This is a genomic window from Dyadobacter sp. CY323 (genome assembly GCF_021390245.1).
Classification (GTDB): domain Bacteria; phylum Bacteroidota; class Bacteroidia; order Cytophagales; family Spirosomataceae; genus Dyadobacter.
In genome coordinates this window covers 65,625-89,526 of record NZ_JAJUXH010000016.1, presented here as the reverse complement: position 1 = coordinate 89,526, position 23,902 = coordinate 65,625, and the positions used below count along the sequence as shown (strand labels likewise).

The 23,902-nt window shown below is 44.5% G+C and carries 22 protein-coding genes; 8 read left to right on the top strand and 14 right to left on the bottom strand.

Annotated elements, in window-relative coordinates; all coding sequences use genetic code 11:
* Positions 1-104 (top strand): NAD(P)/FAD-dependent oxidoreductase (locus LZG72_RS20960; protein WP_233876782.1); only part of this gene is annotated, 104 nt, incomplete at its 5' end.
* Here LZG72_RS20960 and uvrC read toward each other — a convergent pair.
* From uvrC to LZG72_RS20940, 4 genes are read right to left on the bottom strand one after another with little or no spacing between them, the layout of a single operon-like run.
* Positions 101-1,912, bottom strand: a complete 1,812-nt coding sequence (gene uvrC, locus LZG72_RS20955; protein ID WP_233876780.1) for an excinuclease ABC subunit UvrC — start codon at positions 1,910-1,912, stop codon at positions 101-103. The two genes, LZG72_RS20960 and uvrC, sit on opposite strands and share 4 nt — an antisense overlap.
* Before the next feature lie 25 nt (positions 1,913-1,937).
* Positions 1,938-3,077 (bottom strand): glycerate kinase, encoded by a 1,140-nt coding sequence (locus LZG72_RS20950; RefSeq protein WP_233876778.1) that lies wholly within the window; start codon positions 3,075-3,077, stop codon positions 1,938-1,940.
* Between the two features lie 12 nt (positions 3,078-3,089).
* Positions 3,090-5,387 carry a penicillin-binding protein 1A gene (locus tag LZG72_RS20945; protein WP_233876776.1) on the bottom strand — a complete coding sequence of 766 codons (2,298 nt, stop codon included), beginning with the start codon at positions 5,385-5,387 and terminating at the stop codon, positions 3,090-3,092.
* Positions 5,388-5,437: 50 nt separating this feature from the next.
* Positions 5,438-7,642, bottom strand: a complete 2,205-nt coding sequence (locus LZG72_RS20940) for a tetratricopeptide repeat protein (protein WP_233876774.1) — start codon at positions 7,640-7,642, stop codon at positions 5,438-5,440.
* A gap of 134 nt (positions 7,643-7,776) precedes the next feature.
* Between LZG72_RS20940 and LZG72_RS20935 the strand changes: the two genes are divergently transcribed.
* The 5 genes from LZG72_RS20935 (at position 7,777) to atpH (ending at position 11,018) form a co-directional block, all read left to right on the top strand.
* Positions 7,777-8,025 carry an AtpZ/AtpI family protein gene (locus LZG72_RS20935; RefSeq protein ID WP_233876772.1) on the top strand — a complete coding sequence of 83 codons (249 nt, stop codon included), beginning with the start codon at positions 7,777-7,779 and terminating at the stop codon, positions 8,023-8,025.
* Positions 8,026-8,428: 403 nt separating this feature from the next.
* The gene (gene atpB, locus LZG72_RS20930; protein ID WP_233876770.1) at positions 8,429-9,523 is read left to right on the top strand and encodes a F0F1 ATP synthase subunit A; all 1,095 of its coding nucleotides are present in this window, start codon (positions 8,429-8,431) and stop codon (positions 9,521-9,523) included.
* A 46-nt stretch (positions 9,524-9,569) separates the two neighbouring features.
* Entirely contained in the window at positions 9,570-9,833 is a 264-nt protein-coding gene (gene atpE / locus LZG72_RS20925) for an ATP synthase F0 subunit C (protein WP_031525687.1), read from the top strand.
* Positions 9,834-9,971: 138 nt separating this feature from the next.
* Complete coding sequence (atpF, locus tag LZG72_RS20920; protein ID WP_233876768.1) at positions 9,972-10,466, top strand: F0F1 ATP synthase subunit B; 495 nt, start codon at positions 9,972-9,974, stop codon at positions 10,464-10,466.
* Positions 10,467-10,481: 15 nt separating this feature from the next.
* Positions 10,482-11,018, top strand: a complete 537-nt coding sequence (atpH, locus tag LZG72_RS20915) for an ATP synthase F1 subunit delta (RefSeq protein WP_233876767.1) — start codon at positions 10,482-10,484, stop codon at positions 11,016-11,018.
* Positions 11,019-11,075: 57 nt separating this feature from the next.
* Here the strand turns inward: atpH and LZG72_RS20910 are convergent, their stop codons facing one another.
* The 10 genes from LZG72_RS20910 to LZG72_RS20865 all read right to left on the bottom strand — a co-directional run bounded on the left by LZG72_RS20910 (position 11,076) and on the right by LZG72_RS20865 (position 22,510).
* On the bottom strand, positions 11,076-11,960 hold the full coding sequence (locus tag LZG72_RS20910; RefSeq protein WP_233876765.1) for a sugar phosphate isomerase/epimerase: 885 nt from the start codon (positions 11,958-11,960) through the stop codon (positions 11,076-11,078).
* A 30-nt stretch (positions 11,961-11,990) separates the two neighbouring features.
* Entirely contained in the window at positions 11,991-13,676 is a 1,686-nt protein-coding gene (locus LZG72_RS20905; RefSeq protein WP_233876763.1) for an alpha/beta hydrolase-fold protein, read from the bottom strand.
* 154 nt (positions 13,677-13,830) lie between these two features.
* Positions 13,831-16,368 carry an ATP-dependent Clp protease ATP-binding subunit gene (locus LZG72_RS20900; RefSeq protein WP_233876761.1) on the bottom strand — a complete coding sequence of 846 codons (2,538 nt, stop codon included), beginning with the start codon at positions 16,366-16,368 and terminating at the stop codon, positions 13,831-13,833.
* A gap of 65 nt (positions 16,369-16,433) precedes the next feature.
* A complete protein-coding gene (locus tag LZG72_RS20895) occupies positions 16,434-17,093 on the bottom strand; it encodes a WbqC family protein (RefSeq protein WP_233876759.1) in 660 nt (219 codons plus the stop codon).
* Positions 17,094-17,196: 103 nt separating this feature from the next.
* Positions 17,197-17,823 (bottom strand): L-threonylcarbamoyladenylate synthase, encoded by a 627-nt coding sequence (locus LZG72_RS20890; protein WP_233876757.1) that lies wholly within the window; start codon positions 17,821-17,823, stop codon positions 17,197-17,199.
* 31 nt (positions 17,824-17,854) lie between these two features.
* Positions 17,855-18,847: a glycosyltransferase gene (locus LZG72_RS20885; RefSeq protein ID WP_233876755.1), complete on the bottom strand. Its 993-nt coding sequence runs from the start codon at positions 18,845-18,847 to the stop codon at positions 17,855-17,857.
* Between the two features lie 120 nt (positions 18,848-18,967).
* The gene (locus tag LZG72_RS20880) at positions 18,968-19,888 is read right to left on the bottom strand and encodes a YihY/virulence factor BrkB family protein (protein ID WP_233876754.1); all 921 of its coding nucleotides are present in this window, start codon (positions 19,886-19,888) and stop codon (positions 18,968-18,970) included.
* A 13-nt stretch (positions 19,889-19,901) separates the two neighbouring features.
* Positions 19,902-20,321, bottom strand: coding sequence for a thioesterase family protein (locus tag LZG72_RS20875; RefSeq protein WP_233876752.1), 420 nt, complete (start codon positions 20,319-20,321; stop codon positions 19,902-19,904).
* A gap of 2 nt (positions 20,322-20,323) precedes the next feature.
* Positions 20,324-21,361 carry an endolytic transglycosylase MltG gene (gene mltG, locus LZG72_RS20870; RefSeq protein WP_233876750.1) on the bottom strand — a complete coding sequence of 346 codons (1,038 nt, stop codon included), beginning with the start codon at positions 21,359-21,361 and terminating at the stop codon, positions 20,324-20,326.
* Between the two features lie 69 nt (positions 21,362-21,430).
* Complete coding sequence (locus LZG72_RS20865; protein ID WP_233876748.1) at positions 21,431-22,510, bottom strand: Ldh family oxidoreductase; 1,080 nt, start codon at positions 22,508-22,510, stop codon at positions 21,431-21,433.
* 51 nt (positions 22,511-22,561) lie between these two features.
* Between LZG72_RS20865 and LZG72_RS20860 the strand changes: the two genes are divergently transcribed.
* Together LZG72_RS20860 and LZG72_RS20855 are read left to right on the top strand one after the other, a co-directional pair.
* Entirely contained in the window at positions 22,562-23,185 is a 624-nt protein-coding gene (locus LZG72_RS20860) for a DUF502 domain-containing protein (protein WP_233876746.1), read from the top strand.
* Positions 23,186-23,271: 86 nt separating this feature from the next.
* Positions 23,272-23,886 carry a hypothetical protein gene (locus tag LZG72_RS20855; protein ID WP_233876745.1) on the top strand — a complete coding sequence of 205 codons (615 nt, stop codon included), beginning with the start codon at positions 23,272-23,274 and terminating at the stop codon, positions 23,884-23,886.
* The last annotated feature ends 16 nt before the right edge of the window (positions 23,887-23,902 follow it).

The following is a 23,902-nucleotide window of genomic DNA, read 5'->3' as shown; positions in this document are numbered from 1 at the left end:
TTTTTGCAGGTGAAGTACTTGATGTAGATGGGATTACCGGCGGTTTTAATTTCCAGAATGCCTGGACAACCGGATTTATCGCGGGTAAAAATATCGGGGTTTAACCTTGCGCCATTGTATCAAAATACAACCTTACTTTCTTAGCCCGGTCCAATCCAACAAGGCCTGTTAACGTTTCCAGCGAACTTTCACGAATGCCACTTACCGATCCGAAATGCTTCAATAATTTTGTTGCAGTTACCTTTCCGACTCCGTCAACACCTTCCAATTCACTGATCAGACTTCCTTTGCTGCGTTTATCGCGGTGGAATGTAATCGCAAACCGGTGAGCCTCGTCGCGGATCTGCTGGATCAGCTTTAAAGATTCCGATTTTTTATCAATGTATAGAGGTAATGAATCTTCCGGGAAATAAATTTCTTCCAATCTCTTCGCGATGCCGATAATTGGGACCTGGCCATAAATACCCAGACTTTTTAATGCATCACATGCCGCGCCAAGTTGTCCTTTTCCACCATCGACCACAATCAGATCGGGTAATGGCTGCTCCTCCGCGATCAACCGAAGATATCTCCTGCCAACGACCTCATTCATCGAAGCAAAGTCATTGGGACCGATTACGGTTTTAATGTTAAAATGCCTGTAATCCTTTTTGGAAGGCTTTCCTTCTTTGAAACAAACCATCGCCGCCACCGGATTGGTACCCTGGATATTGGAGTTATCAAAGCATTCGATATGTCTTGGAAGTGCCTTTAACTGCAGATCTGATTTAAGTCTGATCAGCACCCGGTCTTTTTTCGAAGATGACGCCGAAGCTTCTACCTCCCTCCGCTCGGCCTTTTCTCTTCTGAAATACATCACATTTTTCATGGACATATCCAGAAGTTTCTTCTTATCTCCGAGTTGCGGTACAGTCAATGTAAGTCGCATTTCCAGATCCGGTTTTAGGTTGGAAATCAGCTCTTTGGCTTCACTTCCGTAGGTCGACCGCATTTCAATGATCATCAATGCAAGAATCTCGGCATCCGTTTCTTCCAGCTTTTTCTTCACCTCAATGGTTTGAGTAGCAACCATATAACCTTGTTTTATTTTCATAAAATTCAGGTAAGCTGCTTCTTCGTCCGACACGATGGTGAGTACATCGATATTCCCGATCCGGGGGTTAATGACCGTTGCTTTACTTTGAAAATTGGAAAGATGCTCGATTTTAGTTTTCCAGGAATGCGCCTTTTCAAATGCCATTTGCTCGGCGGCTTCCAGCATTTTTTCTTTAAAATATTGATGTGGCGACGTCAGGTTCCCTTTTAGAATGTTGTGAACCTGCTCGATTTCAGCATTATACTCTTTCTGATCCTGAAAACCTTCGCACGGACCTTTGCAATTCCCAATATGGTATTCCAGACACACTTTCCATTTCCCGGCTGCTATATTCTGCTCGTTCAATGGAAGCTGACATGACCGGATCTGATAGAGTGATTTGAACATGTCGAGCAGCGTGTGCATAGACCTCAGATTTGCAAATGGACCATAATAGACTCCTTTGGTCCGGTCCATATTTCTGGTTGGATAAACCCTCGGAAAAGGCTCATCGGTCACGCAGATAAACGGGTACGTTTTATCGTCTTTGAGAAGAATATTGAATTTAGGCTGCAGTTGCTTGATCAGCTGATTTTCAAGCAGAAGCGCATCCCATTCACTTAAAACAATGGTATACTCGATTCTCCGGATCTGGCTTACGAGTCGCCTCGTTTTACGATCATGCTGATTATTTTTAAGAAAATAGCTTGAAACCCGGTTTTTTAAACTCTTCGCTTTTCCCACATATATCACTTCCCCGGTTTCGTCAAAATAGCGATACACACCCGGATCAGGTGGAATTTTAGAAAGCTCTTCTTTATAATTGAATTCAGACATTTACTTTGAGAAAATTCTTTGGCGATCAGCCTTTCCTGTTTGAAAAAAACAAGCGCATTAGGTGAAAAGTTGCGTCTTTCACCAGTACAAATGCTTCGCGCTGGGCGGTTTCCAGGTTCATTGGACGGTTTAAAACTGAAATTGCGTACGTCATACCCGCATCACGGCATTGTTCAGGGGTGATTTGCAGAGTTCCGCATATCACAGCAAGTGGCACCTGGTACCTGCCGCAGAGATCAGCCAGCCCTTTTACTACTTTTCCATTTAAAGTCTGCTCGTCGACTTTTCCTTCACCGGTAATCACAAGATCCGCCTGCTCCACCAGGCTTGACATGTTACTTTGCTCCATCACAATGCTCACGCCATCTTTTAAAACTGCATGGAGGAACCACATACAACCGGCACCCAAACCACCTGCTGCCCCGGCGCCTGGCTCATCACTTACGTCTGTTCCAAATGCTGCTGACGCTACCTTCGCCAGGTTTTTCAATCCTTCATCAAGTATTTCGACCATCGCAGGATCAGCGCCTTTTTGCGGTCCATACACGTATGCTGCACCCCACGACCCGTAAAGTGGATTGGTAACATCGCACGCGACTATAAATTCTGTGTCATCAACCCGTTTGTCAATGTCGGAGATATCAATGGAATGTATAAGAGAAAGTGACTGACCATTTGGACTAAGAAGCTGGCCATTCTGATCATAAAACCGGCAACCCAATGCAGCTGCCATTCCAATTCCACCTTCGGTTGTGGCACTTCCACCGATGCCCAAAATGACTTTCTTCACTTTCCGGTCAAGTGCATCTTTGATCAGCTCCCCGGTTCCGAATGTGCTGGTTAGTAATGGATTTCGTTCATTTGACTGTAAAAGCGCAAGTCCCGATGCTGCAGCCATTTCGATGAATGCGGTTTCCCCGTCTTTTGATAACCCATAATCAGCAATAACACGTCTACCTAGTGGATCGGACACGGTGGCGGAAATCCGTGCACCACCAGCCTGCCGGGTCAGAATTTCGGAAGTACCTTCTCCGCCGTCTGCCAATGGAAGCGAGGTAACATTAGCGTCGGGAAATGCGAGAAGAACTCCTTCCTCCACTGCCCGACAAACCTGGGCTGCTTCCAGAGAACCGCGGAATTTGTCGGGAGCGATAAGGATATTCACAAACTTTTTGATTTAAAATAATATACCCTCGTCGTCGGAGCGCGATGGTGGTGTATAAGTATCGGTACTGTCGCTCACTACGCTGCCACATTCACGAACATAGTTTTCGGGCTTGTTGAATGGCCCTTTCCGATACTGAACCAGGGTTTGGTCCGCATACACTTTCTGCATGAAACTGCCCCACGCTGGCATGGCGACGCGCCCACCCTGGCCTAATGCGATGGTCCGGAAGTGAATACTTCTGTCTTCACCCCCAACCCATATTCCGGTGACCAAATGCTGGGTCATACCCATAAACCACCCGTCCGAATAATTGGAAGTCGTCCCGGTTTTCGCAGCAATTTCATTTCCTTCGGTTACACCATATTGTCTTAATCTCCCCGCAGTACCACCCGGATCTTCCACGGCACCCCGCATCAGATACAGCATATTATATGCCATATTTTCACTGATTTCCTGGTTTTGTTTTTGAAAAAACTCCTGTAAAACGTTCCCATAACGATCTTCAATGCGCAGGATCGTCATCGGTTCCGTGCGGTGACCGCCATTTGCAAATGCGCAGTAGGCACCGACCATTTCATATACCGAAACATCGCTGATACCCAGGCAAAGTGACGGAACCTGCTGCAGATCGCTCGTTATTCCCAGCTTATGGGCATATTCAACAACGGTCTTCGGCCTGACCATCTTCATAAGGTGCGCACTGACGGTATTAACCGATTTTCCCAGTGCCTGGCGTAATGAAAGTGATTGGTAGGAATATTTGCTATTGGAATTTTGCGGTGACCAGCCCCCCGGAACGCCATCAGACGGCCCAAAATAAACCGGCTGGTCTGTTACATGATCGCAAGGAGTCAGGAAATTTTTATCCAATGCCGAAACGTACACAAACGGCTTAAAGGTCGATCCCGGCTGACGTGATCCCTGCTTCACGTGATCATACTTGAAATATCTGAAATTAATTCCTCCCACCCATGCTTTTACGTGTCCGTTCCGGGGATCCATCGACATCATTCCGGCTCTCAGGAAACGCTTGTAATAGGCAATCGAATCCAGCGGGCTCATGGTAACTTCTTTTTCACCATTCCAGGAAAAAACCTTCATTTTATAAGGCTTACGCATAATTTTCCAGGCTTCTTCTTCTCCCAAATCTCTTTTTAGAGATCTGAAGTGAGCACTTTTACGGGCGGCCGAAGCCAGGAATCCGGGAATCTCCTTTCCATTATCGAACGTCCAGGGATTTCTGCCTTTCCAATGCTCGTCAAACAGTTTTTGCTGCTGTTTCATGTGATCGGTCAATGCATCTTCCTGGTACTTTTGCATCCGGGAGTCAATGGTTGTATAGATTCTTAACCCGCTGGTGTTCAGGTCAAAATTGGTATCGTGTTCCTCGTTGTAAATCTTGATCCAGCTTTTCAGGTAACCTCGCATGGACTCTCTGAAATACGGAGCTAAACCTGTATTGTGACTGTCAATGGTAAATTGAAGACCCAATGGTTTTTCTTTATACCTTATGAAATCTTCCTCTGGAATATACTCGTACTTGTTCATTTGCGCCAAAACGGTGTTTCTCCGGTTCAATGCATTCGTGGGAAAGCGAAGTGGATTAAATAACGTTGGGTTTTGCAGCATTCCTACCAGCAGCGCAGCCTCGGTGACATTGAGATCCCATGCTTCTTTGTTAAAATAAGTCTTGGCAGCTACCTTGATCCCATAGGTATTGTTACCGAACGAAACCGTATTGAGATACATTTGCATGATCTCCTGCTTGGTGTATTTTCTTTCCAGGACGACCGAAAGAACCCATTCTTTTGTTTTCGCAATGATGATCCGGACCACCGGGATTTTGCCCAGTAAACCCTCGAATTCTTCTGACCGGGTATTGAAAAGGTTCTTTGCTACCTGCTGGGTAAGTGTGCTACCGCCACCGGAACTGGAATTACCGGAAACCACTCCTTTAAAAACGCGCAACAAACTCCTCGGATCAATTCCGGAATGGTTTACGAAACGTGCATCTTCGGTGGCAACCAATGCATCGATCAGATTTGGGGAAACCTGTGAGATATCAAGTGGCGTCCTGTTTTCAATAAAATACTTTCCCAGCGACTTTCCATCTTCGCTGATCACTTCGGACGCCAATTCACTTTTGGGATTTTCGAGCGTTTTCAGGTCTGGCATTCCACCGAATAGCCAGAAAAAGTTGAAGCTGACAGCTACTATATATAAGATAATCAGACCCAGCCCAATCCCAACAAACCGCCAGAGACGGACGATGGTTCGGCGATACCTTCCGGGTTGCAATTCAATCATAAATGTGGGGTTGTTTGATACTAATCTAACAAAGATACAATTTCGGGCAATTATCTTTTGCCCATTGACAGGCTATTCAATTCCTGCATTTCTTTGAGCCGGGGCAGATATACGCTGGCAGGATAAAGCCGCATAAACTCTGTAATAGCCTGTGAATAAGCTTCCTTCCCTCGCACTTTACCGATCAGGAACACGCGAAGCAAAGCGAATTTATCTTCAATCATCGTTCCTTTATAACCCGGCAGGTTCCGTTCAATGTCTTCGAGCGCTTTGGTGAAATTACCGTCCGTATACAGTTGATACACAGCCTCGTATTCTTTAACTGGATTACCAGTATTCCCAGCTGCATCGGTCACTTTATTGACAAGTCTGGCATAAGTTGAATTTGGATATTCAATCAGCAATTTATTTTTCCAGGAAGCTCTGATCTGGTTCTCATCTTCGTAGCTCAGATAAAGCAAATAGTAAATTTCGTCTTTGTATTGTGTTTTGGGAAAATCGGCCAAGACGCGTTCAAACGTTGTGATTGCCCGTTGAGATTCTTTTAAATCAAACCGGTAAATCTTCCCCAAATTATAAAGCGCATCCTCCTTTTTACTCTGCGACTCAGCAAACTGAGCATCAGTCAACGGAATCTTCGCTTTGAGCTGGTCATGGACCTGCTGCCATTCGACAGTACCTTTTTTCAACCCATTGTCCACAGAAACCGATGCTGCTGCAACATTTGCCGAATCCCCGGAAGTACCTCCATTACTACTTGTCAATGTCCGCAATGGACGGCTGCTGCGGCGCCAATCGTCTTCCAGCGGGCGATTTCCCCAGGTTCTTTTGAAGTCAATTTTTCCCTGATTGATCAAAGCCGGATCATATAGTTCCCACCTGCGTTCATTTCCGCTCATCAACGGATTTCCTACATTCTGCGGATTTACATTCAAAGAAGCCATCAAAGCCTTTTTCGCCTGCTCCTCTTCCTCGATCCTCTGTTTTTCTTTTTGTTCAATAATCGCATCAATGCGGTTATCCAATGCGGCGGGATTCATCCGGGCCAGCTGTTGCAGACTATCCTCTGTCGTGACTACCGTATACTCATTCACAAAATTATCCAGGGCCCTTTTCCGGTCGGCTACCAATGCATATTCGGGAGCTTCTTTTGGTAAGATCGCCAGCGCGCTGTCATAATAAGCTTTGGATACCTCAAAATTTTCAAGCGATTCGTAATTGATCCGCGCAAGCTGTAAATAGGTATGCGCCTTTTGCTGCATATTACCTTTCGATGCAGCGGCAGATTTTTGAAGGTAACCGAGCGCTTCCGGAATTTGCTTCCGGTGCTCTGCCAAAAGACCCATTGTAAAATACACACGGTCGCGCAGGTCATCATTTTTCCGGTCCCGCAACATTCGGTCAAAGCCGATTGCGCTCAGGTCCTTTTTGGGGTTTAGAACCACCTCGTTTTGCAGCGAGTTCATGGAAGAATAAAAGCCCAGATCGTAATCGGGACGGTTTTTCCTTACACTGCGGTAATGCTTATTGGCTAATGCATATTGTCCTAGCCGGTCATACATTTGAGCGGCTGCAAAATGGATACGGGCTGTTTCTCGTGATTTCTTTAAAACCGGGAAGGTTTCTTCCAGAATGGCGACTGAGGTAAGGTACTCGCCGTTCTGCTGGTGCAGATATGCTTTGGTAAGATAAAAATCCCTGACAGAACCTTTATCAAGTGGCTGTTGGCTGAGGTATTCCGCAACACCCAACGCGTTGGAATAATCCTTCCTGACAATGTATGCCCGCATTAACAAAATCAGCGCATCGTTCTTATCGTTTTCGTCGCGTCCATTTGCATATACATAACGCAATGCCTCCAATCCGTCCGCCCATTCACCCAGGTACAATCTTGATTTCCCTAAAATAATGTAACTGTTATCCAGCCACTTACTGTTCTGATGCTTTTCAGCAACGATGGAAGATTTCTTAATGGCATCCTGCAATTTGGGTTTTACCGGCAGCGACAAAACGGAATCCATGGGCAACAAAATCGGAAGTAACTGATTATAGTCTTCTTTATATGCCTTTTTCATTTCAAATTCCGCCTCGAGCATATCCTGTTCCGCCATGAAATAAGCATTATATCTTGCCGAGACATTATGGAAATTGACCGCACCCGGTCTTGAACTGAACTGCGAGCAGCTAGTCAGTATATAGATGATTGTGAGATATAGTGCAGCTTTTAGGATATGGGAGGCAAAGCTTTCGATCACAAAAATGACTTTAGGGATGGTCTTGTATCTTGTTATAAGCAAAACTAAAACGGTATTTTCAATAAATACGTATCGAAGATAATGCCATTTGTAAAATTTGGAGCAATTTTACCCCAATATTCTGCGTCGTGTGAATGAAAGATGACAACACAAATACCGGCAATCCGACCGGCAAAGTCCCGGGCAAAAATATCCCGTCGGGCTTTCTGAAATATTCCGGGTTGGCTATGCAAATGCTGGGCACCATTCTGGTCTTTACCTACGCAGGTTATAAGCTCGATGAATGGCAGTCGAATAAGGTTCCGGTATGGACACTAGTCCTTTCTTTGCTTTCGATTGCAGGTTCCTTATACATGCTGATTAAAAGCTTCACCAAACAATAATCCACTTTAACCATTTAGGATGCTCCGTACCCTGATCGCCACGATTCTTTTGGGAATTGTATTTTTCCTTGTTCAGCACTTTGGTGTCGGTTCGTTCCTCCATCCTTATATATGGTATATCCTGATGTTCTATTTCGGGTTGTCATTCTTCGTCCACAGACTCATGGAATTCGGCTTAAGAAACAACCGTGAGAAATTTGTCACATTTTACATTTCCTCGATCGTCGGACGCATCATATTGAGCCTTCTTTTCATCGGGCTATTTTTATATAATGGGCTAACTAATTCATTCCTATTTGTTGTCAACTTTTTTGCACTCTATTTATTTTATACATGCTTTGAAATATATGGTTTGTATCGTAACTTGCGCCGCGATTGACAAAGCCTAGTATTTCAAGCACATATGCGTACCCATCTGAGACAGTTTTTTACTATTGCCCTGGTTGCGGCAACATGCTTTTTGAACACGCCTTCAAAGGCTGATGAGCCTACGCAGCACGAGGCTGAAAAGGTGACTGAAAGCATCAATGAGAAAGAGCATAAAATTGAACATAATCTTGAAGAGTCTGAGAAAAAGTTCAATATCGGCGAGATGATCATGCACCACATTGCTGATTCTCACGAATGGGAATTTACTCATGGTGTTGTGATTCCGCTACCCGTTATTCTTTACTCCGCTGATCGCGGTATTGAGGTTTTCTCCTCCGCTAATTTCCACAACGAACATCACGAATACAATGGATATCACCTGGTTCATGGTGATTCCGAGCAGATCGTTCCGGTTGACGAATCGAGAAAAATATACGATTTTTCGATCACCAAGAACGTCGCTTCCATGTTATTAAGCGCGGTGATCCTCATCCTTGTTTTCACCAGCATTGCAGGATTTTATAAAAACAATAAAGGCAAGGCTCCGAAAGGATTTCAGTCTGCAATGGAGGTGATTATCCTCTTCATCCGCGACGATGTAGTGAAGCCAAATGTTGGCCCCAAATATGAAAAATACCTACCTTATCTGCTGACGCTTTTCTTCTTTATCCTGATTAACAACATTCTGGGTCTTCTCCCAGGATCTGCCAACCTGACCGGAAATATCGCGGTGACCATGACGCTGGCAGTATTGACCTTCATTGTAGTTCATTTGAATGCAAATGGTCATTATTACAAGCACCTTGTAAAACCAACCGGCGTACCCGCCCCATTATTGCTGATCATGATTCCGGTTGAGATCGTAGGTGTTTTTATGAAGCCCTTCTCATTGATGGTCCGGTTGTTTGCAAACATGACAGCTGGTCACATTATCCTTTTAAGTCTTTTTGGACTAATATTCATTTTCCAAAGCATTGTCATTGCACCTGTCATTTCATTGTTCGCATTATTCCTGAACTTCATTGAAATCATGGTAGCATTTATACAAGCATTTATCTTTACCCTGTTGTCGTCCATGTACATCGGAAGCGCTATCGAAGAACATAGCCACGCCGATCACGGACATTGATTCTGAATCTCTTTTTTATTAATTATATTTTAAAACAAACACAATTATGTTGCTTCAAATCTTACTTCAGGCTGCTGAACAAAGTGGCGCAGGCCTAGCGGTTTTCGGTGCTGCTATCGGTGCTGGTCTTGCTGCTATCGGTGCAGGTCTTGGTATTGGTAAAATCGGTGGAAGCGCAGTTGAAGGTATCGCTCGTCAGCCAGAAGCTGCTGGTGCAATCCAAACTGCTATGCTTATCATCGCGGCTCTTATTGAGGCGGTAGCGCTATTTGCAGCGGTAATCTGTCTGCTTATCTCGTTCAAGCTTTAACAGAACATTGGACTAAGTCCTTACTTCCTACGCATTAGGCCGGGCAGTAAAAGAAAACGATCGTGGAAGCACTAGGCTTCCACGAAATTTTAATAAAAAGAGAAAAACTTACTACTTACACTTAACTCATTCAATATTATGTCATTGCTTACTCCAAACCCAGGTCTGATTTTCTGGATGCTTGTAGTATTCTTGCTGGTCGTTTTTATCCTTGCAAAATTTGCCTGGAAACCGATTATCAAAGGTCTTAAAGATCGTGAAAACGAAATTCAGGGCGCATTGGACCTCGCTGAAAGAACAAGAGCTGAAATGGTTCAGTTAAAATCGGACAACGAAAAGCTGATCGCAGAAGCTAATGCAGTAAGAGACCAGATCTTGCGTGAAGCAAAAGACGCAGCAGATCGTACCATTGCCGAATCAAAAGATAAAGCGGCTGTGGAAGCTCAGAAAATGATCGATAGTGCACGTGACGCGATCCGCAACGAACAGGCCCTGGCCGTTTCCAAAATCAGGAAAGAAGTTGCTGTACTTTCGCTCGAAATCGCTGAAAAAGTATTGCACCGCGAATTGAAAGATAAGGAAGCTCAGGAACAATTGATCGCAGAACTCGCTTCGTCCGCTCGTCTTAATTAAAAAACCGAACTTCCAATGTCAGTAAGTATAGTAGCTGCCAGATATGCAAAATCGTTGATAGACCTCGCAAAAGAACAGAATGTTCTGGAAGCTGTTTATCAGGATATGCTCTTATTTAAAGATACGGCGGATAGCAACAGAGGCCTGATGCTCGCTTTGAAAAGCCCGGTTGTACGTCACGAAAAGAAAGCCGGTATTCTGAAATCGCTTTTCGAAGCTCGTGTTAACCCGATTTCATTTGCTATTTTCCTGATCATTTCGAGAAAAAACAGAGAATCAATTCTGGATGAGATTGCTGCTGAATTTATTAAAGCATATAATCTTAATCAAGGAATTCAGAAAGCAACGGTTGTAACGACTACGCCATTAACTGAGGAACTTCGCCAACAATTCAATGAAATGGTGGTTTCTGCAACTGGAAAAAAAGTCCAGCTTGCTGAGAAAATTGATCCGAACTTAATTGGAGGATATGTGCTCACGATTGAAGATCGTCAGGTTGACGCTTCACTTCGCAGCCGACTCAATGAACTTAAATTACAGTTAACCAACTGAAATTTTTTATCTGCATAATTTGGAAGACCCGGCTGCTATGCGGCCGGGTCTTTTTTTCTATACCTTCATTTTGGTCACGTTCTTAAAGCTGATATCAATCGCTTCAATCGCCGGACGCTTTGCAACATCCTGCTCTACGAAGAAGTGAGTAAGACCAGCTGTTTTTCTTGCGGCAAAAATCTTGGCGAAATCAATGGAGCCCGTTCCTACCTCGGCGAAAGATTGATCCGTTTTATCCATATCCTTCACGTGCCACAATGGAAAACGTCCCGGATGTTTTTTAAACAAGTCCACAGGATCCATTCCAGCTTTTACAATCCAGTAAAGATCAAGTTCCAGCTTCACAAGCTTTGGATCAGCAGAAGCGATGACATCGTAAGGTAACTGACCATCAATTTTCTTAAACTCAAAATCATGATTATGATAACCGAACTGCAGCCCTGCTTTTTTAGCGATTTCACCAGACTTATTGAACAAATCGACATAACCCTTATACTGATCGATCGTCTTCCTCTCTGAGTCTGTGAGATAGGCACAAACGGCATATTTCTGTCCGATTTCCGCCGCATCATCAATAGCCTGCTGCCAACCTTTACTTAGCGTCCCAACAGCCGTTTTGTTCTCAACTCCCGCGCCATAATGCCCACTTACCGGATCCAATCCCAGATCATTCAATATCTTTTTAAACTCCTTCGGGGTTTTACCAAAAAACTTTCCGTTTGAGTATCCAAAAAGCTCAACCTCTTTATAGCCGATTGCAGCAACCTTTTTCAGTGTACCTACCAAATCTTTTGATATGTCATTCCTGAGTGTATAGAGTTGCAGGCCAATTTTCGAAGTTGCTTTCGTTTCCCAGCTGAACTTTGAAAGCATAGGAACAGCCAGTGCAAACGCACTTGCTTTGATGAATGATTTCCGTGAAATCTTTTCGTTGTTGTTCATTTTAAGTCAAAAAAATTGAATAGTTATGTTCTATTTGGTAATACTTACTGCGCCCGAGGCCGCTAGTTTTGCTTTAAGATCTTCTGATAATTTCCAGTCATGACCAAAATATCCTTCGCCTATAATATTCCTTGAAGAGTCTTTGAAGAAAAGCACGTCTTTGTATTCCGACAGTTTCCGATGCATTACAGGAAGAAATGGGTAACCCTGATCTTCCGCACCCGCCCACCAGGGAAGTCCGGAGCTTATGGCCACATAATGTTTTTCAACGGGAAACACATAGAAAAGCCCGTGTGCCTTGTCAGATGCATTTAAATGCAACGGCAATTTATCAGCATACTTCGCAATTAATGCATTTGTTTCCTTAGTACCGAAAAGAACCAGGTTGGCACTTTCCAAATCGCTCGGGCGCACTTCTTTATCGGACAAAACTCTCGGAAAGAACATGATCCTGCCTAAAAAAGGACCACGGTATTGTGACCAGTCGGCCGCCTGGTTCGCAATATCCATCCGACTTTTTAATTCCTGAGCGGACGGATTGTCGGCAGTGCCGTAAACGTACACGTGACGTGATGAAAAAGCGTCATAAATCGGACCTTCCGAGCCCTTTTTCTTCGTTAGTGCTGCGCCACCAGCCTGAGCTGCAGGGGAAACGGTCCAGATACCACCGTTTTTAGAGAACGATACGATACTATCTGTTTTAGCGGAGACTGTATTGCCATCTATTTTAAAACTCATATTACCGGGCTTAAATCGGGGATGCCGAGCCAGATTTACCGTAAAAGCATCCAGATTTTTCGTTGTGATCGCTGCACTGTTTTCTCCGGTTAATTTGGCATCAATCTCAGCCAATGTGCCCACTTTGAATTTATCAAAAGTCACCCAAAAAGCTTTGTTGTACTTATAATGCTTACTTACAAACCGGACGTTATTCGGATAAGGATTACGTTCGGCGTGGCTAAACCATTCAAAAATAAACTCGTTGTCATAGGCGCTCACCCAGCTGTCGTGTTTCACATCGACGAATTCCTTATAACTCACTTCCACCCCGATATCCTGCAAATGCGTCACCCATTTGCGAGTACCGTCGACCGGGACGACCGGGTCAGCATCACCATGAAAAAAGTGAATGGGAAAATTCAAGGCGTTAGCGGCAAGATCGAAGGTGCCCGCAGGAGGTGCCGGGCAAACAGGCGCGATCGCGGCCCAGATATCGGGACGGGTGAGCCCAATCCACAAAGTCCCGCCGCCACCCATTGACAAGCCTGTCAGAGAAATGCGATTTTCGTCGATACTGAAGCGTTTCTTTACATCATCCAGCACATCGTACACATCTTGTTCCGGGATACCCTGGTAACCTGCCGTACCTCTCGCATATGGCGAGGCGACAATGAAATCTACATCTTCCCACGCTGGAAAGTAGCGCGTTGCTTCTACATCGGTCTCTCCTTCCGCATTGCTTTTTCCGAACACACGGCGTAATGCGAGGCGATGATTGGAGCCTGCTCCGTGAAGCATGATAATGAGTGGATATTTTTTATTCTTATCGTAGTTTTTAGGGAGGTAAAGGCCGTAAGGCTGTTCGGTATCGTCTGCGTTTGAGAAGAAAGTAAGAACTTGCGGACCGGAGGAAAGTTGCTGGGCCAGCAAGTCAGTATGCGTAGTTATCAAACCTGAACTGAGAAATAATACGGCTTTTAAAAAGAATACCTTCATTTAATCATTTGATTATTCCTGGGTTAAATATAAGGTAATTCATCATCTAAACTCGAAAATGTATCTGTTCCTTTTAAACGCTTATGTTAATAATTGTCAATAAAAAAAGGCAGGTCTTTCAACCTGCCTTCCAGCTTTCTTAATAAAGAGCAACTTAGTTAGCCAACTCTTCTTCTTTTTTACGAACACTGATTACGAGTTGTTCGGTGTTTTCTTCATGATTAGCAACCAGCACATCACCCTCCCGCAAGTCACCTTTCAATATTTCTTCTGCAACGGGATCTTCCAGATATTTCTGGATCGCCCGGTTCAATGGGCGGGCTCCGTATTGCGGATCATACCCTTTTTCCGAAAGGAAATCCTTCGCAGGAATGGTCAACTCAATTTCATATCCCAGACCTTTCACACGGTTAAATAATTTCCCAAGTGAAATATCGATAATTCTGTGCAAATCTTCTCGTTGCAGAGAATTGAACACGATCACATCATCAAGTCTGTTCAGGAACTCCGGAGAGAATGCCTTACGAAGTGCACTTTGAATGGTGCCTTTCATAATGTCATCCTGATTTTCCGTTTTCGCCTTCGTAGAGAAACCGATACCAGATCCGAAATCTTTCAAATCACGTGCTCCGATGTTGGACGTCATGATAATGATCGTATTTCTGAAATCGACGCGACGACCAAGTCCATCCGTCAGGATACCATCGTCAAGCACTTGCAGCAAGATGTTGAACACATCGGGGTGCGCCTTTTCGATTTCGTCCAACAATACGACGCTATATGGTTTGCGACGGATTTTTTCAGTTAATTGTCCACCTTCTTCGTAACCCACATATCCCGGAGGCGCTCCAACTAAACGAGATACGCTGAATTTCTCCATGTACTCGCTCATATCAATGCGCACCAGTGAGTCTTCTTTGTCAAACAGATAAGAAGAAAGAACTTTCGCCAGCTCCGTTTTCCCTACACCTGTTGGGCCTAAGAAAATAAATGAACCGATTGGCTTCTTAGGATCTTTCAACCCTACTCGTGTACGCTGGATTGCTTTCGTCAATTTCTCAATCGGCGGGTCTTGTCCGATTACTTTGGCTTTCAACTCGTCCGCCATGTTCAACAATTTCTTGCCTTCATCCATGGAAACATTCGTTACCGGAATCCCCGTCATCATCGCTACTACCTCGGCAACGTTGTGCTCAGTAACTGTGTAGCGTTTTTGTTTGGTTTCTTCTTCCCAGGCCAGTTTTGCACGGTCGAGCTGATCGATCAATTTCTTTTCACGATCTCTCAATTGCGCTGCTTCTTCGTATTTCTGGCTTTTTACAACCCGGTTTTTCTCTTGTTTAATGTTCTCGATCTGTTCTTCAAGAACCAAGATATCCTCAGGAACGGTAATGTTGCTAATGTGAACACGAGCACCTACTTCATCCAGAACGTCGATTGCTTTATCCGGTAAAAAACGGTCCGTAATGTAACGCTCAGACAATTTCACAGCTGTACTGATCGACTCCGGCGTGTAATTTACGTGGTGGTGATCTTCGTATTTATCCTTGATGTTTTCGAGGATCTGAATGGTTTCTTCGATCGAGGTCGCATCCACCATCACCATTTGGAAACGACGCGCCAATGCTCCGTCCTTCTCAATGTACTGGCGATATTCATCTAATGTTGTAGCACCGATACATTGAATTTCTCCACGTGAAAGTGCCGGTTTGAACATATTTGATGCATCCAGTGAACCGGAAGCGCCGCCTGCCCCAACAATGGTATGAAGTTCATCAATGAAGAGGATCACATCCGGAGACTTTTCCAGTTCATTCATCACCGCTTTCATTCTTTCCTCAAACTGACCGCGGTATTTTGTGCCTGCAACCAGCGAAGCAAGATCAAGCGTCACAACGCGTTTCCCGAAAAGAACACGCGACACTTTTTTCTGCACAATTCTTAATGCGAGGCCTTCCGCGATGGCAGTTTTACCAACACCGGGTTCACCGATCAGGATCGGGTTATTCTTTTTACGACGGCTCAGAATCTGGGCAACACGTTCAATTTCCTTCTCACGGCCAACAATCGGGTCAAGTTTACCGACTTCAGCCATTTTGGTTAAGTCGCGGCCAAAGTTGTCCAATACCGGAGTACGCGACTTTTCAGCACCTTTGGATTCTTTTCCGGATGCAGAGCCACCTCCACCAAACATGCCACCTCTTGCCTCATCATCTCCGTCTTCGGTCTCCGGCCCCATATGAGGTCTGGATCCTGATGATTGATATTCTAACATTTCCTTAATGACTTCGTAGTTAACATTAAATTTATGTAAGATCTGAGTTCCCACGTTGTCCTCATCCCTCAATATCGATAAAAGCAGATGCTCTGTTCCGATCAGGGTGCTTTTGAATATTTTGGCTTCCAGATAAGTGATTTTCAACACCTTTTCTGACTGCCTTGTAAGTGGGATATTTTGAAGATTTTTAACATTATTCGTTGCCGCGCCTTTAGTAGCCTGCTCGATGGTCTGACGCACATCGTCCAGAGAAACACCCAGCTTTTTTAGCAAACCAATCGCGACACCGTCGCCCTCACGAATCATTCCAAGTAATAAGTGTTCTGCACCGATGTAATCATGACCAAGACGGAGGGCCTCTTCCCGGCTCATGGAAATTACTTCTTTCACTCTATTCGAAAATTTTGCTTCCATTGTGTAGCAATAAAAAGTGTTTAATGATCTAAACGCTACTTGAACCGTGTTTGTTCAAAATAGCTCTATTGAGACTTACAGGATCTTAACAAAACACTCTTTGCTTCCGGCCCCATGTTAAAAAGTAAATCGACAATGCTAAGGTTACTCACAAAATCATTCCCGAAGGTTTGATAATAAGGTACTGGCTGGTAATATCTGGAAGATTCTGTGCTTTTCCGGTTGTTAATGGCCGAAATCTCATTCACTACCTCATTTTCCTCCTCGCCCACACCTGACAAATTGTACTGAATATCTTTTCTTATACCCACCAATCTAAGACAATTTGTCAATAGTTCATAATTCAAATCAGCCAGAAATGCGAGTTTCTTTTCGTAAATCCGTATCAAATCGGGTGCGTAAAATTCGTAGAACGGTGATTTTCCGTAAGCGGATTTCAGACAACCCAGGTGACGTCTGATCCAGTCCTGGTTGTAATCAATCAATATGTCTTTTGTGGGGCTGGCTGCGTCGTATCCTTTTACAGGAACAGTTAAAAGGTCAATCTTATTCGTGGTGAGTACAGTACAACGGTTCCTATAAGTCTGCTTCACATACCTTTCTCCAACGTCAATGTAAATCCGGTCGTATTGTAATATACAGGTAAAATATGCTAAACAAGGTAAATACTGTAATTCCAGCCGCACTCCCCTTGACTGATCCTTTATACTTGTAAAATCGGGCACTATCAAATATGCTAAAGCAATGTGATATTATCAAAAAATTTATAATAATTATTTTGCATGGTCGACAATGTACAATGCCGACTTAAATCATTACAATTTCCGGTTAAGAGAACGGGCTGACGTCTCCCAACCCTTCCCGGATCACCTCGAAGGATTCATTATCTACCCGGATTATCGTAGAAGGAACATTTCCGCCATAACCTCCGTCCACAACCATATCCACCTGGTGCTGAAACTTTTCGTAAATAAGCTCAGGATCAGTCGAATACTCAATAATTTCGTCGTCGTCCTTTATTGAGGTCGTCACGATTGGGTTTCCCAGCTCTTTCACGAATGTGCGCGGGATAAGGTTATCCGGCACACGTATACCAACCGTTTTTTTATTGGTATTCAAAAGCTTGGGAACATTGCTCGTCGCTTCCAGAATGAACGTATACGGACCGGGCAAAACCCTCTTCATGATTTTAAAAGCGGTATTGCTGACTCTCGCGAAATCGGCTATGTGACTCAGATCGTAGCAAATGAAGGAAAAATCATTTTTTTGAGGCTTAATGCCTTTGATCCGGGCAATGCGCTCGACGGCCCGGGTATTGTAAATGTCACATCCCAAACCATACACAGTATCAGTAGGATAAATGACCAAACCGCCGTCTCGCAGGCAATCAACTACCTGACGAATTCTTCGCTCGTCGGGATTTTGTGGGTATATTTTTATGAACTCAGCGGGCATAGAAAAAAACTTACTTTCTGATTTAACAATCTCAAAAGCTAAATCCTTCCTGTGTAAGCGTTTTTTTTAAGTTTTTGATATAAAACCGATATGCAAAGTTCACCGGAAGATGGAGACGGCACAATAGGATAATGAGCTCTGTTTGCCAGCCCGGATTTTCAATGTAGTTGAGCAAACGACGGAAATGCAGTGCCAGCTCAAACTCCTGGGCATACAGACATTTCCTGATAAATGTGCGTATGCGCGCCGCTAAAAGGTCAAATTCCTGCTGGTCTCGGTTGAGATCGTATGCTTTGTTGCAAATGGCATAATAGGAAGCAAGCATTCCGGAGCCTTTACGATAAACGGCGGATGAAAGGGAATTCAGGAGGATTCTTTTACTTGTCAGAACTTCATCCTGATAAAAGTATTTATAGCGAACAGATGAACGGACCCAGAAATCAAAATCTTCAAACAAAAGCGATTCATCGTAGCCGCCCAGCTCGTTCACCATCTTCGTCCGCATCATCATCGTGGGAGTACAAATGAAATATTTTTCCAAAACATTTTTGTAAACATCCCCCGACGGCACTTTTGACAAAGATTTACCCGCATTGTCAACCGGGTAATGGTAAGCTACCCGCCTGCCAGCCTCATTGATATTTTCAGCATTCGAAAACACTACGCCATAATCCTCCGAAAGCTGCTCAAAACATTCCACCTGCTTTTCAATGCGGTCGGCCATCAGAATATCGTCGCCGGACAGGTCGATGACGTACTTTCCCTGGGCAATTTTGAGACCCTGGTTAAATGCGGTACAAAGGCCTGCATTGTATCTGTTTTTGATGATCTGAAATGCAGGTGCAGTACTTTTAAAGTTCTCAACGAGAGCAAGCGTATTGTCCGAACTTGCATTGTCGATGACGATTAATTGTATGTAGGGATAAGTCTGATAAAAGACTGAGGCGAGTGTTTCCTCGACGTATTTTTCCTGGTTGTAGGCGGTCAGGATGATCGTCACCAATGGTTTTTCCAATTCTTTCATTTAAAACGAAGTCAAGCGCATTGACGCTCAAACGGCGCTGTTGATGAAGAATAGTACGCCGGACCATACAAAACTAGCAACAATAAAAACTCGGCGGAAACAATGTTATTATCCGGTTTGTCAGCGTTTCACTGAATTTTTCTTAACGGAAGCAGCGATACTCGCATTGATTTCAAAACCCAGAATGATCACAAATGCAAGCAGATAAAGCCAGATCATCAGTGCGATCATCGTGCCAATCGAACCATACAATTTATTGTAGGAACTGAAACGCGAGAGGTAGAAGGAAAAGCCATAAGTGGCAGCCAGAATAAGTACCGAGGCCACAATCGAACCCGCATTTACAAAAGCAGTTTGCCTGCCGTGTGAAGGTGCAAACCGGTAAATGATCGAGATCGTGAGCATGAGAGAGGCAAAACTGACCAGGTAACGTGTGATGTTTAATAAAGTAATAAGCCACGTATCGTTTACGAGGTGCCACTCGCCAACCAGGTTCATCACCGCATCTCCCACGATCAGCAGAATTACCGACAGAAATAATACCAGGATCAGCAATAGCGTGAGAAGCGTGGCAATCCCGCGGATTTTCAAAAAACCACGCGTTTCAACATCCTCATACACCATATCAAAAGATCGCATAAGCGACATCATCCCATTGGTAGAAGCCAACATCGCGAAAATAAAACCGAAAGAAAGAACGCCGCTCCGGGGACGGCTGATAATATCCATGATCGTCTGGTCCGCGTCCTCATAAATTCCCCTCGGCATGTTTTCGTGCAGCATTTCCATGATCTGCTGGTCCAGATGTTCGATTGGAATGTAGGGAATAAGCGTAAAAAGGAAGATGATCGCGGGGAATGCGGCCAGTGTGAGACTGTAAGCTACGGCGGAAGCACGCTGATCGATATCATACTTCCGGTTGCTTTGGACCAGATTAATTAAAATATCGTAAAGAGAAACTGTGCCCCGCAACATCTTGGTGTTCTGTAACCAGAGGATCAGTCGCTTGATCTGGCGGCTTTTAAACAGTTTTTCAAGCATATTTGCTTGCTGGTTATGGCTTGTCTTCAAAATACGGCTTTAACTTATTCAAAAGCTTTTCCGGCGCCATACATAACTTTCCATTGTCCATCCGCTGAAAAACAAGCGTGGTATCTCCCGTGTTTAAAAGTACCTGCTCCTGGTTGCGGATTTCATATCTAAAGAAAACACGGACGCCCGGCATTTGCTCAATGGTCACTTTGATATTCAGTTCATCGTCATAGCGGGCCGGTTTCAGGTAACGGAAATGACTTTCGTAAACCGGCATCATCACACCTTCATCTTCCATCGCTTTGTAATGAAAATCGAGGCTCCGCAATGCCTCTACCCGGCCGATTTCGTAGTAACGCGCGTAATTTCCATAGTACACATACCCCATTTGATCTGTGTCGGCGTAACGTACCCGGATTCCTTTTACTTCGTAGACAAACATGCTTATTTCATAATTTTGAGCCGGTTCAATTCCGCCTGGTACAACCTTGCATTGTTGAGGTGATCGACATAATTCGTCGCAAAAGCATGGTATCCCGAGAGGTCAGCCTTGGCACACATATAAATGTAGTCGTGCTTGTCGTAATTCAAAACCGCATTCAGCGAGTTGAAATCCGCCACCCGGATCGGGCCGGGAGGTAAGCCTGTATTGACATAGGTATTATAGGGTGATTTGATCAGCAATTGACCATTCAAAATGCGTTTGATCGCGAAATCCTGCAATGCGAATTTAATGGTAGGATCTGCCTGCAATGGCATTTGAGCATTCAACCGGTTGATATAAAGCCCGGCAACTTTCGGACGCTCATCCACCTTTCGCGCCTGCTCTTCCTCCACAATCGATGCCAGGATCGACACCTGGACTGGTGTCAGGCCAATTTCCTTTGCCTTCGCCAATTTTTCGTCCGACCAGTATTTTTTGTATTCACTATGCATCCGGTCCAGAAACTTCTCCGTGCCTGTTGACCAGTATATGTCATAGGTGTTTGGCAGAAACATCGATACAATCGTCAGAGTATCAAGTCCGTATTTGTTACAAACCTCCGGATCGTTCAGCGCTTTTCTGAAATTCTCTTCGCCAAATTCAAACCGGCTTCCGATCCTTTTGATAAGATCTTCTTTTAACCTGATGTTATTGAATGTCAATTTTACGGCATCCTGATCGCCCGATACTAGCTTTTTAATAACTACATAGTTATTCGAACTAGGCTTGATCACATATCTCCCCGGCTTCACTTTGTCTTTCAACCCTAAAAATCTGGCCAAAAACTGGAATGAGATATGATCGTGGATCACATCATGCTTATTCAGCGAATCCAGCACAGTTTTGTAAGTGGCACCTTCGGGGATTAACAAAGCAAAGCTCGTTTGCTTGTCAGTTTGCAGGTTCGGCGTTTTGAAAATTTGCCAGAAATAAAAAACGAATGTGGTGAAGAGGATTGCAAAGGTTACAAACAATCCTACTTTAAAGTTACGGGACATATTAACGGCTTTTGGCTTTTTGGCTATCAGCTTTTAGCGATTGGCTTTTAGCTTTTATTTTTTTAGTAATTATAAATTCTTTTCAAATGGGATATTGAAACGGCTTGCCAGCTCCGCTAATGAAACAACAACCGGTTCCAGCAATGAGATTCCATTTACGCTGCGTTCGGCCTCCATTTCTCTTTCGGGATCTCCGGGTATCAGTACTTTTTGCCCATCCACAGCCCGAGCGCCTCTGAATGCCCCGATCCATTTATCCATATCTTTCTTAAATTCTTCGGCTGGCCTGAAACCGTCGATCCGCATTGCACCCAGGAAATGGCCGGTACCCAACCCAACCCCCTGCTGCGTGGACATAAATCCCGCAGTAGCAAATGGCGGTACCCACGGACCAAAGTTAGCACCGGACAACACTCCGGAAAAAATATCGACGATGGCCCCCAAACCATATCCTTTGTGGCTTCCATGCTCGCGGTCAGAGCCTAATGGAAGCAATCCGCCGCCACTCTTCACCGCATTCGAATCCGTAGTGGCGTTACCTTCCGAATCCTGCGCCCAGCCCAGTGGGGCCGGTAATCCTTTTCTTTGCAATATCTCAAACTTACCATAAGCCACAGCCGTCGATGCGAAGTCTGCAACAAATGCAGGCTCCTGACTGGCAGGGACAGCAACTGCTATCGGGTTGGTACCCAGCAATTTGTCCAAAGAAAAAGTAGGAGTAACCAGTGGTGCCGCATTGGTCATCGTCCAGCCGATCATGTCCTTTTCCAAAGCTAGCATCGCGTGATAACCCGCAATTCCGAAGTGATTCGAATTACGGACTGATACCCAGCCGGATCCCACTTTCTCCGCCTTTTCCATGGCAATCTCCATGGCCTTCGGCGCTACCACCAGTCCCAATCCCCGGTCTCCATCAACAACTGCGGTACTCGGCGTTTCGTAGACAATTTTAACTTCCGGTTTGGGATTAAGCCTGCCCTGATCATAAAGTCTTACATATCCGGCCAAACGCGCTATCCCGTGCGAATCGACGCCCCGCAGATCCGCACTTACCAATACATTGGAAGCCAGTCGGGCCTCTTCGGGGGAACATCCGATCGCAAGAAAAACTTCTTCGGTAAAATGTTTCAAATAACTCGCCTGATACATATACGTCAAATGAGTGAACTTCTTTTTAATTTCCGCAAATATCCTAATTAAATGGAAATCAAAAACAGAATTCTCAAACGCCTGATCAGCTACTTCATCCGCGGGCTGGTGCTGGTCGCGCCGCTTTATGCCACCGTACTGATCATATGGACGACCGTCCAATACCTCGACAACATCATCCCAATCGATATCCCGATTTCCAATCAGCAATCGGTGTATTTGCCGGGCCTGGGCGTGCTGATCATCATTTTAGGCATTATCCTGCTCGGATTTTTCTTCTCAACCGTCATCCCGCAATCGTTTGTCGGCCTCACCGAGCGCATAATGCGGCGCATTCCGCTGGTGAGCCTGATCTACTATTCCATTAAAGATCTGATACTTGCTTTTGTCGGGGATAAAAAGAAATTCAACCAGCCGGTAATGGTGACCATGTACAAGGATACAGACATTAAAAAGATCGGTTTTATCACACAAACGGACCTGAGCCACTTGAAGATCTATGATCATGTCGCCGTTTACATGCCATTGTCCTACTCACTTTCTGGCGAACTTTTCATAGTGCCTGCCAAAGACATTGTCCCATTGGAAGCTACCTCCACCGATGTCATGAAAATGCTTGTATCCGGCGGAGTTTCTGTGAAAGTTTCAAAGGAAGAAACGGCTGAAGAAGATTAATTATCGCGTTTAAAATGAGCAACATTGCAACACTTTCACCCGTTTAAAAGAATGATTCCCTATATTTGAACCATTCTTTTTACATTATGAGACAACTAGTACTACTTGTCGTTTTGCTTTTTTTTGGGAATCTGTCAGCCTGGTCGCAGGATCATTATGACCCCAGAAAAGTAGTCCCCAGTGAAGAACTTTTCTTAAAACAGGGTAATGCCAGCAGGGTAATTGCAACGCCCGGGCAGAAATACCTGATCCTCGACGCGTCTCCTGTCATCGGCGGTTTTCACCGGTACCGGTTTTTCCCGGGCGACAATATAAAATTCAGGATGTACAATGAAACCATCCGTTTTGACGAACAAATAGCCAGCGTTACCGATTCTTCATTTAGTATTGCCATTATTAATGAGGCCGTCGGACGTATGGATTATCAGGAGATTTTGCTCAAAGATGTCCGGTTAATGAAGGTTTCAAAACGGATTCCATTTATCTCACAACTTGCCCCGCTCCTGCCATTTGCCGGATTACTATACATAGGTGCCGATTTTTTCAATAAAGGTGTTGATAACAAACGGTTCACAACCGACGGGTCATCCCTGATCGTTGGCGGATCCTTGATGGCAGCCGGTTTTGTTTGTTACAAACTGACCTTCGCTTCCCTTAAAATCAATGGTCGAAACAAATTGAAAGTGCTGGAAACGTACTGAATTATCATTTGAATTT